Origin of the sequence: Vibrio sp. D417a (assembly GCF_030248595.1) — a bacterium.
Taxonomy (GTDB): domain Bacteria; phylum Pseudomonadota; class Gammaproteobacteria; order Enterobacterales; family Vibrionaceae; genus Vibrio; species Vibrio alginolyticus.
The window spans coordinates 239,611-253,535 of sequence record NZ_JAHGAM010000015.1 but is presented as its reverse complement, the minus strand read 5'-3'; the positions used below and the strand labels follow the sequence as shown (position 1 = coordinate 253,535).

The window sequence follows — 13,925 nt, the reverse complement described above, 5'->3', positions numbered from 1 at the left end:
GGGTCACTATCGTTACAGCATGGTTTGTGCCACTTTTTAAATAATTGATATTATTTTTGAATTTTTTCCTTTGCCCATAATTTAGCTAATGTTATTTGCAAAATGCAAAGCGTAATGCGATTATTGTTTAAAACACAACAAAATAATAGCTAGGTTATGCAACAAAAACCCGAAGGCCCAAAGTCTCGTTACCTTTTAATGGTCGAGGACACCGCATCTGTTGCGGCTCTGTACCGCTCATACCTGACACCGCTTGGCATAGATATCAATATTGTCGGCACAGGTAGGGATGCCATTGAGAGCCTAAATCATCGAATTCCAGATCTTATTTTACTCGATCTCCGTCTGCCAGATATGACGGGGATGGACGTTTTACATGCCGTTAAAAAGAGTCATCCCGACGTACCTATAATCTTTATGACCGCTCACGGTTCTATCGATACCGCTGTCGAGGCCATGCGTCATGGCTCACAAGACTTTTTAATCAAACCGTGTGAAGCAGACCGTTTACGTGTCACGGTTAACAATGCCATTCGTAAAGCGACCAAGCTAAAAAATGAAGCCGATAATCCAGGTAATCAGAGCTATCAGGGGTTTATCGGCAGTAGCCAAACCATGCAGCAGGTTTACCGTACGATAGATTCAGCGGCGAGCAGTAAAGCGAGTATTTTTATCACAGGTGAAAGTGGTACTGGTAAAGAGGTATGTGCCGAGGCTATTCACGCAGCAAGTAAACGTGGTGACAAACCTTTTATTGCAATTAACTGTGCTGCAATTCCAAAAGATTTGATTGAGAGTGAACTGTTTGGTCACGTAAAAGGGGCCTTTACTGGCGCTGCGAATGATCGTCAAGGGGCAGCTGAGTTAGCGGATGGCGGCACACTTTTTCTAGATGAGCTTTGTGAGATGGACTTGGATTTACAAACCAAGTTGCTACGATTTATTCAAACGGGCACATTCCAAAAAGTGGGTTCCTCAAAAATGAAGAGCGTGGATGTGCGCTTTGTGTGTGCCACTAACCGTGATCCCTGGAAAGAGGTACAAGAAGGTCGATTCCGTGAAGATTTGTACTATCGTTTGTATGTCATTCCTTTGCATTTACCGCCTTTACGCGAACGAGGCGAAGATGTTATTGAAATTGCATACTCACTGTTAGGTTACATGTCACACGAAGAAGGAAAAAGCTTCATACGTTTTGCGCCTGATGTCATCGAACGATTCAACAGCTATGAGTGGCCGGGTAACGTTCGTCAGTTACAAAACGTGCTACGCAATATCGTTGTTCTAAACAACGGTAAAGAGATTACGTTGGATATGTTACCGCCACCGTTGAATCAACCGCTTGACCGTCCGTCGTCTGTGGCTAAATTAATTGAGCCGAAAGCGATGACCGCATCTGAGATTATGCCATTATGGATGACGGAAAAAATGGCAATCGAGCAAGCGATTGAAGCATGTGATGGCAATATTCCTCGAGCGGCGGGATACCTTGATGTCAGTCCGTCGACGATTTACCGCAAGTTACAGGCATGGAACGGCAAGGAAGAGCGGCAAAAAGTATGAGTGTAAATGTATTAAATCAGCAAAAAATAGATGAACTGTCGATGGAAATTGGCAGTGACAACGTACCTGTACTGTTCGATATCTTCCTAGGAGAAATGGATACCTATATCGAGAACTTATCCCAACTACAGGGGGCAGAGCGATTAGCTTACTCAAAAGAAATCAGCCACGCGCTGAAAAGTAGTGCTGCGAGCTTTGGGGCAGATCGCCTTTGTGAACTGGCGATGTCCATAGACAAAAAAGCGAAAGCCGATGATTTAACTGCGGAGTCTGAGGAATTAGAGGCGATGTTCGATCTTTTGCACGAAACTCGAGATGCTTATCGCTCTTGGCGACAGTAGCTATTTATTCCTATTAACCATTTTTTCTTAGTAAACATCTGTTCTTACTGGATGCCTGAACTAAAACCCTTCGATGACAGAAGGGTTTTCATTATCAATAAACAACTTAAAAGAGGGCGCTAGTCAGGTAACGTGCTCCTAGATAGAAAGTTGTAGCTGATTTTCAATCGCTAGTTTGAGCTTGTTTCTATCGTGACGCCAGTCTCGGTTAGAGGAGGCGAGTGACTCCGTCACTACATTCCATTGACTTAAGACGTCTTGCTCGGTTTTCTCTGCTAGAACCACGTCTATTTTTCTTCCTTGACAGGCACGTTCACACCATTCTAATTTTTGAGCCATCGTCATTCGTCCCGCTGGGCCGTATTCTGGACTCAGGTTAGCAACAAAAATGACTTTTGCTTTTGTGTTTGCTGCAATCGCTTTGCCGAGTTCAGGCAGCAATAAAGGAGGCATGATACTAGTTAAAAAACTGCCAGGGCCAAGAATAATCGCGTCCGCTTCCGCCAAAGCTGTGATGGCTTCTTTGGTAGCAGGCACTTCTGGTGAAAGATCCAAACGTCGCAAGTCTGCTTTCATTTCGTCGACATTTGTTTCTCCCGTAACCCACTTCCCATCTACGGATAACGCGGAAAGATCCGAAGGGTGTTCGGACATAGGAAGGATGTTAACATCGACTTTTAACATATTGCGAATCAGATTAATGGCATCTAAAGGTCTGACCGATAAGTTATCGAGTGCAGTAAGCATCAAATTACCAAGATTATGACCATCAAGTTCGCCAGTGCCTTTGAAGCGATATTCAAACATCATAGAACTGATCGAAGGCTCTGTAATGAGCTGATTAATACAGTTACGTGTGTCTCCCCAAGCGATTCCTCCTTGGCAGTGACGAATTCTTCCTGTTGAACCACCATTGTCAGTCGTGGCAACAATCCCAGTTGCATTGCTGCCAAAATCTCGTAATGCGGCCAGCATTCGACCTAAGCCATGACCACCGCCAACAGCGACCACTTTTTTATCTGTGTAGATATTCATTATGTTCTTCTAATAATCTAATAAAAAACGGCTACAATTTATCTTAAGGAGTGTCTTAAAGGTACTCACTTAGCGGTAAATTGTGTCTCTAGAGAGTTTTTTATCACTCAAGTCTGGATTCCATTACAAATATTAAGTATTTTACACCGCAAAGCTATCAGAGATTTCATATCTCTGGTTGCCATAACTCCGAGCTCACTATTGCTAAGTCCTTGGATAAGCGTTTTGAGCCAGTGGCATACTGTCACAAGGGCATGATTGGAAATGGCCATGCCTCCCGTGTTTGGAAAGGTGTTCCGTGGCGCAACAATTCGAAGACAAATTTCATCGTAAGTTTTATTACTTGCGTCTGTCTGTGACCGACGTATGTAATTTCAAATGTACCTATTGCCTTCCTGATGGCTATAAGCCTTCGGGCAATAAAAACTCGTCTTTTTTATCTCTCCCTGAAATCAAACGGGTCGTAAAAGCATTCGCTGATTGTGGCACGTCAAAAGTGCGCATCACTGGTGGTGAGCCTAGCTTACGCAAAGATTTTACCGACATTATCCATTCAGTAGCGGCGACGCCAGGCATCAAAAAGGTGGCGACGACGACCAACGGCTACAGAATGGCGAAGCAAGTTGCAGACTGGCGTGAAGCCGGTTTAACAAACATCAACGTGAGTGTAGATAGCCTTGACCCGCGTATGTTTCATCAAATCACAGGTGAAAATAAGTTTACTGAAGTCATGAATGGTATCGAACGTGCGTTCGAGGTCGGTTATGAGCAAGTAAAAGTTAATGTGGTGTTGATGAAAGATCTGAACCATCACGAGCTGCCAGCGTTTCTTAACTGGATAAAAGATCGTCCAATCCAACTGCGTTTCATTGAGTTGATGCAAACGGGTGAGATGGATGAGCTATTTAATAAGCACCATGTATCCGGAGTTGCAATTCGTAACCAGCTAATTGCAAATGGTTGGTTGCTGAAAGTGCGCTCGCATAATGATGGTCCTGCGCAAGTATTTGTTCATCCTGATTACAAGGGTGAAATAGGTCTTATCATGCCTTATGAAAAAGACTTTTGTGAAAGCTGCAACCGACTGCGCGTTTCTGCGATGGGTAAGCTGCACCTATGTCTGTTTGGAGACCACGGTGTAGAATTGCGTGATCTTTTGGAACGTGATGAGCAAGAGAGTGAGCTTATTGAACGTATCCAGGCGCAGTTACAAACCAAGTCGGTAAGCCATTTCTTGCATGATGGCAATACTGGTATGACGCCACACCTCGCGTCTATCGGCGGCTAACTTCATTCAACTTTTAGAGCGAGCTTAGTGATAAGCTGGCTCTAACTTTTTCCGAATCGATACCAAGCGTATCAAAGCTAATTAAGAGAATAGGTGAACAAATGGGTCACGCTGAAAGCAAATTCCAACCTGCAAATATTGCCGTTCTAACGGTATCTGACACTCGTACTGAAGAAAACGATACCTCTGGTCGTTACCTAGCTGAGCATGCTCAAGAAGCGGGTCACAACGTAGTAGACAAGCAAATTGTTATTGATGACATGTACAAGATCCGCGCGATTGTTTCTCAATGGATTGCTGATGAAAGCGTACAAGCGATCATGATTACTGGCGGTACAGGTTTCACCTCACGTGATAGCACGCCAGAAGCACTTAAGCCTCTATTTGATAAAGAAGTTGAAGGTTTTGGTGAGTTGTTCCGTATGGTGTCGTACGAAGAGATCGGTACGTCTACGATTCAGTCTCGTGCGATTGCTGGTTTTGCTAACCACACCGTGATCTTCGCAATGCCAGGTTCAACTGGTGCGTGCCGCACAGGCTGGACAAAAATTATTAAACAGCAGTTGGATGCAAGTCATCGCCCTTGTAACTTCATGCCACACCTATCTGTATAACCTTTCCTAAAAGCGAAGGAAAAACAATGACCCAATTTACACATATCAATGCTTCTGGCGAAGCAAACATGGTTGACGTGTCAGCAAAAACGGAGACGGTTCGTGAAGCTCGTGCTGAAGCATTTGTTCACATGGCCCCAGAAACACTTCAACTGATTGTCTCTGGCCAGCACCATAAAGGTGATGTATTTGCGACGGCTCGTATTGCTGGTATTCAAGCTGCGAAGAAAACCTGGGATTTGATTCCACTTTGTCATCCGCTACTACTCTCTAAAGTTGAAGTTCAACTGGAAGCTATCGAAGCAGAAAACAAAGTTCGCATCGAATCAGTATGTAAACTTGCGGGTAAAACTGGTGTGGAAATGGAAGCGCTCACGGCAGCTTCCGTTGCTGCTCTAACGATTTACGATATGTGTAAAGCAGTACAAAAAGACATGGTCATTGGTCAAGTTCGTCTACTAGAGAAAACGGGTGGTAAATCTGGTCACTTTAAGGTGGAATCATGATTAAAGTACTTTTCTTTGCTCAAACTCGCGAGCTGATTGGCATCGACAGTGTCGAGTTAGACGGGCCGTTTGAAACGGTTGAATCAATTCGTGCACATCTAGTGGAAGAAGGCACTGAGAAAGATGGCAAGTGGGATTTAGCGCTCGAGCCAGGAAAGCTACTTGCTGCAGTGAACCAATCCATCGTCCCTCTGGATACACAAGTAAAAGCAGGTGACGAAGTTGCGTTTTTCCCACCGGTAACTGGGGGTTAAGATGGATTCTCGTGTTTCTGTACAAATTGAAGACTTTTCGGTTGAGCAAGAATATCAACGTCTATCTGAAGGGACGGCTGCCGGCGCTGTCGTTACATTCGTTGGTAAAGTTCGAGATATGAACCTTGGGGATAATGTCATTGGTTTACATCTAGAGCACTATCCGGGGATGACAGAGAAGAGCTTGAGCGACATTTGCGATCAAGCTGAGTCTCGCTGGCCACTATTAGGTGTACGCGTGATTCATCGTGTCGGAGACATGGATAGCGGTGATCAAATTGTATTTGTGGGCGTTTCCAGTGCGCACCGCGGCGCGGCATTTGATGCGTGCGAGTTCATCATGGATTATCTGAAAACCCAAGCACCATTTTGGAAAAAAGAGCGTACGACGAATGAAGATCGTTGGATTGAGTCGCGCGACACCGATCATCAAGCTGCACAGCGTTGGGAAAAATAGAACTAACCCGCATTCTAGTGAAAAAAGCTAAGTGCTAATGGTACTTAGCTTTTTTTGTATTTATCTTCATTGTATTGCTCACTTTGTTTCAATATTTCCTATCTTTTGTCTGGTGATATTCTTCACAATAAAAGTTTTTTGCCCAATATATAAACAATTATTTGTTAGACTTGATTTGTCATAAATGTTAAATGATGTGTAAATATCTAGCATAAGATGCTAGTAAATGGTTTAAACTCAGATTAATCGAAAGTTTCGCCTGTTAAATGTCGCTTCTGGTCTTTATTTGGCTGGTGAATGCTTTGGGGTTAGAGTTTACTGCTAGATATGTGTGGTTTAGTCAGCATTATTGGTTTTTTTGCTACATTTTTATGGCAAATTACTTCAATGATTGCTAATGTGTGCCGCAGTCTTTGTAAGGTTTTAGACTTTTGTGCTCAGAAAGTGCACTAAAAAAATCTAAAACTCTGACCGTTCCAGGCCCTTACAAAGAAGTCATGGATGCTAACGAAAAAATTTGGAGTTTTACGCATGTATAAGAATAAAATCACGCGCGCTTTATTTATTGGTGCTGGTCTTTCTCTCGCTCTAGCTGGTTGTGGTGAAAAGCCTGCGGAGAAACAAGCTGCTGAGCCTGCTCCGGCTCCAGCCCCTGAAGCTAAATCTGATTCTAAAGAGCCAAAACTTGCTGCTGTTCAAGAATTGGTGCGTGGTAACGGTACAGAAGTTGCGACAATAGACCCTCATAAATCTCAAGGTGTTCCAGAATCCCACGTGATTCGCGATCTTCTTGAAGGCCTTGTAAACCAAGATGCGGACGGTAACACTATCCCTGGTGTTGCAGAATCTTGGGAAACTGAAGACAACAAAACATACACTTTCCACTTACGTGAAGACGCAAAATGGTCAAACGGTGATCCTGTCACTGCAGGTGATTTCGTTTACAGCTTCCAACGTGCAGTCGATCCAGCAACCGCCTCTCCATATGCTTGGTACATGGAATACACCAAGATGAAGAACGCAAAAGACATTGTTGCGGGTAAAAAAGATAAGAGCGAGTTAGGTGTTAAAGCGGTTGACGATCACACGTTAGTGGTTGAGTTAGATACTGCAGTACCATATTTTGTAATGATGATGGGCCACACGACAGTGAAACCTGTTCATCAAGCAACTGTTGAAAAGTTCGGCGATCAATGGACGAAGCCAGAGAACTTTGTAGGTAACGGTGCTTATGTTGTTGACAACTGGGTTGTAAACGAGCGTTTGGTTCTAAAACGTAACGAACAGTACTGGGACAACGAAAACACGACGCTTGACCAAGTTACTTTCCTACCAATCGAGAACCAAGTAGCGGAAATGAACCGCTTCCTAGCGGGTGAAATCGACTTCACGAACGAGCTGCCTACAGAGCACTTCAAGCGTCTGAAGAAAGAGCACCCACAAGAAGTGTCTGTAACCGGTAACTTATGTACTTACTACTACATCTTCAATACGAAGAAAAAGCCGTTTGATGATGTTCGTGTGCGTAAAGCGATTTCTTATGCGATTGACCGTAACATTGTGACCGATGCGATTTTAGGTCAAGGTCAAAAGCCAGCTTACTTCCTAACACCTGAAATTACGGCAGGTTTCAACCCAGAAATTCCTGCATACGGCAAAATGACGCAAGAAGAGCGTAACGCAGAAGCTGCGCGTCTATTGGAAGAAGCGGGTTACGGCGCAGACAACCCTCTTGAATTTAACCTTCTATACAATACATCAGAGAACCACAAGAAACTTGCGGTTGCACTGGGTTCAATGTGGAAGAAGACACTTGGTCTAGACGTTACGCTAGAAAACCAAGAGTGGAAAACTTATCTATCTACCAAAGATTCTGGCAACTTTGAGGTTGCTCGTGCAGGTTGGTGTGGCGACTACAACGAAGCTTCATCTTTCCTAACGCTGATGATGAGTAATAACACTACTGGTGGTATTCACTACGACAGCAAAGAGTACGATGCGATCATGAACAAAGCATTTGCTTCAACTTCTGACGAAGAGCGCCAAGCACTTTACCTAGAAGCAGAGAAGTTGATGGCAAAAGATATGCCAATCGCACCTATCTACCAGTACGTGAAATCACGTCTACTATCACCGAAAGTTGGTGGCTTCCCAGTAAATAACGCGGAAGACAAGATTTACTCTAAAGATCTCTACATCACAGAGTAATTCGTAACTCGATAGAACTATAAAAATGAGGCCCTACATGTGAGAAATTGCATGTAGCGCCTATCTTTAGTCCAAAAGAATTGGACGACTTCTTTAATTTAACTGTCACAGACTGAAAGAGTGAGTTTATGCTTAAATTCATCGCAAAAAGGATATTTGAGGCGATCCCAACAATGTTGGTTTTGATCACCGTATCTTTCTTTCTTATGCGCTTTGCACCGGGAAACCCTTTCTCGACAGAGCGTCCATTGCCACCCGAAGTAATGGCAAATATCGAAGCTAAATATGGCTTGGATAAACCTGTATTTGAACAATACACCACGTATTTGACCAATGTTATCCAAGGTGATTTCGGACCGTCATTTAAATACCTTGATTACTCAGTAAACGAGCTGATCGCGGTTGCCTTACCTGTTTCGGCTAAAGTGGGCTTCATCGCCTTTATCTTTACTTTGATAATGGGGGTTACCGTCGGTACCATTGCTGCGCTCAAGCAAAATACTTGGATTGATTACACCATTATGTCGACTGCGATGCTTGGTGTCGTAATGCCATCCTTCGTATTAGCGCCTGCGCTTATCTACATATTCTCGCTTCACTGGAATATCTTCCCTGCGGGCGGTTGGCAAGATGGTAGCTGGCAGTATTTAGTGCTTCCTGTTATTGGTATGTCGCTACTGTATGTTGCTACCTTTGCTCGTATCACGCGTGGTTCGATGATCGAAACCCTAAACAGTAACTTTATTCGTACGGCACGTGCTAAAGGTCTAAGTTACCGTTATATCATTATCAAACACGCTCTTAAGCCGGCACTTCTCCCTGTTGTTTCTTACATGGGTCCAGCTTTCGTAGGTATCATCACCGGTTCCGTTGTTATCGAAACCATTTTTGGTCTGCCTGGTATTGGTAAACTATTCGTTAACGCTGCGTTTAACCGTGACTACTCGCTAGTAATGGGGGTAACCATTCTGATTGGTTTCCTATTTATTCTATTCAACGCGATTGTAGATATTTTACTTGCAATGATTGACCCGAAAATTCGCTACTAACAGGGACGTTTGGTTATGTTAACGAAAAAAGAAAACCTAGAAGCGATTGAGAAATTCTCCGAAAACTTGGAGATTGAAGGTCGCAGTCTTTGGCAAGATGCTCGTATCCGTTTCATGCGCAACAAAGCGGCGATGGTGAGCTTATTCCTTCTTGTTCTAATGACGTTGGCGGTTATTATCCTGCCAATGATCGCACCGTACACATTTGATGATACTGACTGGTACGCGATGCACGTTGCACCGAATGCTGACCATTGGTTTGGTACTGACAGCTTAGGCCGTGATTTATACGTGCGTACGCTAATTGGAGGTCGTATTTCGTTGATGGTAGGTGTTATGGGTGCATTTGTAGCGGTACTGATTGGTACGCTCTACGGCGCAGCATCTGGTTTCATCGGCGGTAAAGTTGACCGCGTAATGATGCGTATTCTAGAAATTTTATACGCGGTACCGTTTATGTTCCTGGTGATTGTACTGGTAACATTCTTCGGTCGTAACATCATGCTGATCTTCGTTGCGATTGGTGCTATCGCATGGCTAGATATGGCGCGTATCGTACGTGGCCAGACTCTTAGTCTACGTAGCAAGGAGTTTATCGAAGCGGCACATGTGTGTGGTGTAAGCAACTGGAAAATCATTACTCGTCATATCGTACCGAACGTACTGGGTATTGTAGCGGTATACTCTACGCTGCTTATCCCAAGTATGATTCTAACGGAATCATTCCTATCATTCCTTGGTCTTGGTGTTCAGGAACCAATGACAAGTTGGGGCGCTCTTCTACAAGAAGGTGCACAGACAATGGAAGTAGCAATCTGGCAGCTGGCATTCCCAGCAGTGTTCATGGTTGTGACGCTATTCTGCTTCAACTACGTTGGTGACGGCCTGCGCGATGCGCTGGATCCAAAAGACAGATAATTAAAAGATAAGATTAAGGAAGCAATGATGAGCTTATTAGATGTCAAAGATCTGCGCGTCGAATTCACCACGCAAGATGGTATCGTAACCGCAGTAAACGATTTGAACTTCTCTCTCAACCAAGGCGAAACCTTAGGTATCGTTGGAGAGTCGGGATCAGGTAAATCTCAAACCGTATTCGCAATCATGGGCCTTTTGGCTAAGAATGGTATTATTTCTGGTAGCGCAAAGTTTGAAGGCAAAGAAATCCTAAACTTACCAGAAAAAGAACTGAACAAAGTGCGTGCGGAACAGATCGCAATGATCTTCCAAGACCCAATGACATCACTGAACCCTTACATGAAAGTCAGTGATCAGTTGATGGAAGTGCTTATGCTGCACAAAGGCATGGGCAAAGCGGAAGCATTTGAAGAATCAGTACGCATGCTGGAAGCGGTAAAAATCCCTGAAGCGCGTAAGCGTATCACGATGTACCCGCATGAGTTTTCAGGCGGTATGCGTCAGCGTGTAATGATCGCGATGGCGTTGTTATGTCGTCCTAAACTGCTTATAGCCGATGAGCCAACAACAGCACTTGATGTGACGGTACAAGCACAGATCATGGACTTGTTGAATGAGCTGAAATCTGAGTTCAACACAGCGATCATCATGATCACTCACGACCTTGGTGTGGTTGCAGGTTCGTGTGACAAGGTGCTGGTGATGTATGCAGGCCGTACCATGGAGTACGGCAACGTAAACGAAATTTTCTACAATCCAAGCCATCCTTATGCGGAGGGGCTGCTGAAGGCGATTCCTCGCCTCGATACTGAGGGTGAAATTCTGCCGACCATTCCTGGTAATCCACCAAACTTGCTTCGTCTACCGCCGGGCTGCCCTTATCAAGAGCGCTGTCACCGTGTGATGGATCGTTGTAAGCGCGAGGCGCCAATTCTGACACCATTTGGTGATGGTCGTCAGCGTGCATGTTTTTCTGAATGGGAGGCTTGGAACAAATGAACGCAGTAGACAAAAAACTAATTCTGGACATTTCTGAGCTGAAAGTTCACTTCAGCATTGCCTCAAAGTCGGCATGGCCGTGGTCAAAGCCTTCGAGCCTGAAAGCGGTAGATGGCGTGAACGTTCGACTATACGAAGGGGAAACGCTTGGTGTAGTAGGTGAATCAGGTTGTGGTAAATCGACGTTTGCTCGTGCCATCATTGGTCTGGTTGAAGCTACTGACGGCCAAGTAGTTTGGTTGGGTCAAGACCTTACTAAAATGAAAAGCGTTCAGCGCCGTGAGACGCGTAAAGAAATTCAGATGATTTTCCAAGACCCATTGGCATCGCTGAATCCGCGTATGACTGTTGGTGATATCATTGCTGAACCTCTTGAGACATTCTATCCAGAACTGTCTAAGCAGGAAGTGAAAGATCGCGTTAAAGAGATGATGGCGAAAGTTGGCCTATTACCTAACGTGATTAACCGTTACCCACACGAGTTCTCGGGTGGTCAGTGTCAGCGTATCGGGATAGCGCGTGCGCTTATCCTTAAGCCTAAGATGATCATTTGTGACGAGCCAGTATCGGCGCTTGATGTATCTATTCAAGCTCAGGTGGTTAACCTGCTTAAAGAGATTCAAAAAGAGTTAGGGCTTTCTCTGGTATTCATTGCGCATGACTTGTCTGTCGTTAAACACATTTCAGATCGCGTTTTAGTTATGTATTTAGGTAATGCCGTGGAACTTGGCGAGGCCGAGGCTCTGTTTGCTGATCCTAAGCACCCATATACGCGTGCGCTGATGTCTGCGGTTCCGATCCCGGACCCGGATATTGAGCGCAATAAGAAAATCCAAATGCTAGAGGGTGATCTTCCTTCACCTATCAACCCACCGTCGGGTTGTGTATTCCGCACTCGTTGCCCACAAGCAACCGAAGAGTGTGCGAAGACAAAGCCAACCATTTTAGGTAATGACGTTCACGCGGTATCTTGTTTACACGTTAGTGTATAAATTCAGCCTGTGACGGGCTTAAGCGCGACACCTTCATCGGGTCGCGCTTTTTTTATGTGTCTGATTTATACATTCGAATTTCTTGAACATGATGTCCTAAGTTCGATGATTCTCTGTTTGATAGGAAACGCTAATATAGACACAAACAGAACGAGAGGAGAGCAATCATGGGTAAGTTGGTTGAAGGTGTTTGGCAAGATGTCTGGTATGACACAAAATCAAATGGTGGCAAATTTGTGCGCGAAGATGCCGGATTCCGTAACTGGGTTAAAAACGACCCTGATGCGGAGTTTACACCAGAGTCCGGTCGATACCATTTGTATGTCTCTCTTGCTTGTCCGTGGGCACATCGAACCCTCATTTTCCGCAAGCTGAAAGGTTTAGAACCACATATTGATGTCACGGTCGTTTGCCCTGATATGCTCAGCCAAGGTTGGCAAATGGGGCTTCCTGAGCCATTGTTTGGTCACACGCGCATGTATCAAATTTACACGCAGGCCAAACCCGATTACACGGGCCGCGTAACCGTGCCTGTATTTTGGGATAAAAAGACCAATACTATTGTGTCAAACGAGTCGTCAGAGATCATTCGTATGTTTAACTCGGAGTTCAATGCGTTAACAGGGAATCACGACGACTACTATCCAGAACATCTAAAACACGTTATTGATGAGTGGAACGATTTTGTTTATCCGAATGTCAACAACGGAGTGTATCGTTGTGGCTTCGCGACTACGCAAGAGGCGTATGAAGAAGCGTTTGATTCTTTGTTTAATGCGTTAGATAAAATAGATGCTCACCTAGCGACGCATCGTTACTTAGCAGGGAACACAATTACTGAGGCGGATTGGCGTTTGTTTACGACTCTTATTCGTTTTGATGCGGTGTATGTGGGGCATTTCAAGTGTAACAAGCAGCGCATCGCAGACTACGAAAATATACAAGGCTACTTAAAAGAGTTATATCAAGTCGAAGGCGTCGAAGAAACAACGGATTTCTATCACATTAAACGCCACTACTACTTCAGCCACACTGGGATTAATCCGACGCAAGTTGTACCAAAAGGGCCTGATTTAGACCTAAATACTCCTCATGGAAGAGAAAGGATTGGCTAGTTTGCTGCTTCCATCGCAAATGAAAAAGTACTTAACGGTTAGCAATGCCGTTAAGTACTTTTGTGTCATCTAAATACCGGGAGTAGGAAGTTTACTTTTTCATTCATCGCCACCTTACTTAGCGCGTACGATGTCCATCACTAGCTTTCCGTCCACTTTTACAGGACCGTCCTCTTTAGCGCCGAGCGTATACTCAAACACACCAGTCTTCATGCCACCTTTCTCTCCGTGGACCATTAACATCAGCATATCGCCTGATTCTACTGGTTCCATCAAAATTGCATTTACGTTTTCATTCTTTCCCATTTTTAACGGAGCGTAGCCGATAACAGGACCAGGCTTCATTGATTCGTCTGTTCGGTGGACAACCATCCACCCATTGTCATCAGCATGAGCCATTTCAGCGGTCACCGTTCCTCCGGACATATCTTGATCGACGCCTTTAATACTCGGGGCGGAAAAGCTGAATGAAGAAAAACTAATCAGAAACGCAGCTAAACCAAACTTTATCAGTGATGTATTGATGAAATCCTTCATATATATTCCTTAGCAGTCAATGAGTTTGTGCATTGCAGTAGCTTTTACG

At 44.4% G+C, this 13,925-nt stretch carries 15 protein-coding genes and 1 riboswitch; of the genes, 13 read left to right on the top strand and 2 right to left on the bottom strand.

From position 1 onward, the window contains the following. Nucleotides 1-156: 156 nt before the first annotated feature. Both luxO and luxU read left to right on the top strand, forming a co-directional pair. Entirely contained in the window at nucleotides 157-1,563 is a 1,407-nt protein-coding gene (luxO, locus tag KI742_RS14910) for a quorum-sensing sigma-54 dependent transcriptional regulator LuxO (RefSeq protein ID WP_005380768.1), read from the top strand. Then, nucleotides 1,560-1,904 carry a quorum-sensing phosphorelay protein LuxU gene (luxU, locus tag KI742_RS14905; RefSeq protein ID WP_136976695.1) on the top strand — a complete coding sequence of 115 codons (345 nt, stop codon included), beginning with the start codon at nucleotides 1,560-1,562 and terminating at the stop codon, nucleotides 1,902-1,904. Before luxO ends, luxU begins: the two co-directional genes overlap by 4 nt. 138 nt (nucleotides 1,905-2,042) lie before the next feature. Here luxU and KI742_RS14900 read toward each other — a convergent pair whose 3' ends face one another. Further along, entirely contained in the window at nucleotides 2,043-2,939 is an 897-nt protein-coding gene (locus KI742_RS14900) for a YvcK family protein (RefSeq protein WP_005388931.1), read from the bottom strand. Nucleotides 2,940-3,114: 175 nt separating this feature from the next. After that, nucleotides 3,115-3,249: riboswitch (molybdenum cofactor riboswitch) on the top strand. Here KI742_RS14900 and moaA point away from each other — a divergent pair. The 11 genes from moaA (at nucleotide 3,238) to KI742_RS14845 (ending at nucleotide 13,339) form a co-directional block, all read left to right on the top strand. Continuing rightward, a complete protein-coding gene (gene moaA, locus KI742_RS14895; protein WP_285385566.1) occupies nucleotides 3,238-4,227 on the top strand; it encodes a GTP 3',8-cyclase MoaA in 990 nt (329 codons plus the stop codon). (Overlaps the previous riboswitch by 12 nt.) Before the next feature lie 101 nt (nucleotides 4,228-4,328). Beyond that, on the top strand, nucleotides 4,329-4,841 hold the full coding sequence (gene moaB, locus KI742_RS14890) for a molybdenum cofactor biosynthesis protein B (protein WP_005388935.1): 513 nt from the start codon (nucleotides 4,329-4,331) through the stop codon (nucleotides 4,839-4,841). A 26-nt stretch (nucleotides 4,842-4,867) separates the two neighbouring features. Beyond that, on the top strand, nucleotides 4,868-5,347 hold the full coding sequence (gene moaC / locus KI742_RS14885) for a cyclic pyranopterin monophosphate synthase MoaC (protein WP_005380779.1): 480 nt from the start codon (nucleotides 4,868-4,870) through the stop codon (nucleotides 5,345-5,347). Continuing rightward, complete coding sequence (moaD, locus tag KI742_RS14880) at nucleotides 5,344-5,601, top strand: molybdopterin synthase sulfur carrier subunit (RefSeq protein ID WP_017636051.1); 258 nt, start codon at nucleotides 5,344-5,346, stop codon at nucleotides 5,599-5,601. Before moaC ends, moaD begins: the two co-directional genes overlap by 4 nt. A 1-nt stretch (nucleotide 5,602) precedes the next feature. Continuing rightward, a complete protein-coding gene (gene moaE / locus KI742_RS14875; RefSeq protein WP_005380781.1) occupies nucleotides 5,603-6,058 on the top strand; it encodes a molybdopterin synthase catalytic subunit MoaE in 456 nt (151 codons plus the stop codon). Nucleotides 6,059-6,589: 531 nt separating this feature from the next. After that, nucleotides 6,590-8,266: an ABC transporter substrate-binding protein gene (locus tag KI742_RS14870; RefSeq protein ID WP_017633862.1), complete on the top strand. Its 1,677-nt coding sequence runs from the start codon at nucleotides 6,590-6,592 to the stop codon at nucleotides 8,264-8,266. Between the two features lie 128 nt (nucleotides 8,267-8,394). Further along, on the top strand, nucleotides 8,395-9,315 hold the full coding sequence (gene oppB, locus KI742_RS14865; RefSeq protein ID WP_005380786.1) for an oligopeptide ABC transporter permease OppB: 921 nt from the start codon (nucleotides 8,395-8,397) through the stop codon (nucleotides 9,313-9,315). Between the two features lie 15 nt (nucleotides 9,316-9,330). Continuing rightward, a complete protein-coding gene (gene oppC, locus KI742_RS14860; protein ID WP_017633861.1) occupies nucleotides 9,331-10,233 on the top strand; it encodes an oligopeptide ABC transporter permease OppC in 903 nt (300 codons plus the stop codon). Between the two features lie 27 nt (nucleotides 10,234-10,260). Beyond that, nucleotides 10,261-11,232, top strand: a complete 972-nt coding sequence (locus KI742_RS14855) for an ABC transporter ATP-binding protein (protein ID WP_005380792.1) — start codon at nucleotides 10,261-10,263, stop codon at nucleotides 11,230-11,232. Next, nucleotides 11,211-12,224 (top strand): murein tripeptide/oligopeptide ABC transporter ATP binding protein OppF, encoded by a 1,014-nt coding sequence (gene oppF, locus KI742_RS14850; protein WP_005387265.1) that lies wholly within the window; start codon nucleotides 11,211-11,213, stop codon nucleotides 12,222-12,224. Before KI742_RS14855 ends, oppF begins: the two co-directional genes overlap by 22 nt. Nucleotides 12,225-12,391: 167 nt before the next feature. Next, nucleotides 12,392-13,339, top strand: coding sequence for a glutathione S-transferase family protein (locus tag KI742_RS14845; RefSeq protein ID WP_167415362.1), 948 nt, complete (start codon nucleotides 12,392-12,394; stop codon nucleotides 13,337-13,339). A gap of 114 nt (nucleotides 13,340-13,453) precedes the next feature. Here the strand turns inward: KI742_RS14845 and KI742_RS14840 are convergent, their stop codons facing one another. Then, the gene (locus KI742_RS14840) at nucleotides 13,454-13,876 is read right to left on the bottom strand and encodes a hypothetical protein (RefSeq protein WP_005380804.1); all 423 of its coding nucleotides are present in this window, start codon (nucleotides 13,874-13,876) and stop codon (nucleotides 13,454-13,456) included. Nucleotides 13,877-13,925: the final 49 nt, after the last annotated feature.

Bases quoted from the DNA above. Each gene is read 5' to 3' on its own strand.
- luxO (WP_005380768.1), top strand. From the start codon at position 157: ATGCAACAAAAACCCGAAGGCCCAAAGTCTCGTTACCTTTTAATGGTC.
- luxU (WP_136976695.1), top strand. From the start codon at position 1,560: ATGAGTGTAAATGTATTAAATCAGCAAAAAATAGATGAACTGTCGATG.
- KI742_RS14900 (WP_005388931.1), bottom strand. From the start codon at position 2,939: ATGAATATCTACACAGATAAAAAAGTGGTCGCTGTTGGCGGTGGTCAT.
- moaB (WP_005388935.1), top strand. From the start codon at position 4,329: ATGGGTCACGCTGAAAGCAAATTCCAACCTGCAAATATTGCCGTTCTA.
- moaC (WP_005380779.1), top strand. From the start codon at position 4,868: ATGACCCAATTTACACATATCAATGCTTCTGGCGAAGCAAACATGGTT.
- moaD (WP_017636051.1), top strand. From the start codon at position 5,344: ATGATTAAAGTACTTTTCTTTGCTCAAACTCGCGAGCTGATTGGCATC.
- moaE (WP_005380781.1), top strand. From the start codon at position 5,603: ATGGATTCTCGTGTTTCTGTACAAATTGAAGACTTTTCGGTTGAGCAA.
- KI742_RS14870 (WP_017633862.1), top strand. From the start codon at position 6,590: ATGTATAAGAATAAAATCACGCGCGCTTTATTTATTGGTGCTGGTCTT.
- oppB (WP_005380786.1), top strand. From the start codon at position 8,395: ATGCTTAAATTCATCGCAAAAAGGATATTTGAGGCGATCCCAACAATG.
- oppC (WP_017633861.1), top strand. From the start codon at position 9,331: ATGTTAACGAAAAAAGAAAACCTAGAAGCGATTGAGAAATTCTCCGAA.
- KI742_RS14855 (WP_005380792.1), top strand. From the start codon at position 10,261: ATGAGCTTATTAGATGTCAAAGATCTGCGCGTCGAATTCACCACGCAA.
- oppF (WP_005387265.1), top strand. From the start codon at position 11,211: ATGGGAGGCTTGGAACAAATGAACGCAGTAGACAAAAAACTAATTCTG.
- KI742_RS14845 (WP_167415362.1), top strand. From the start codon at position 12,392: ATGGGTAAGTTGGTTGAAGGTGTTTGGCAAGATGTCTGGTATGACACA.
- KI742_RS14840 (WP_005380804.1), bottom strand. From the start codon at position 13,876: ATGAAGGATTTCATCAATACATCACTGATAAAGTTTGGTTTAGCTGCG.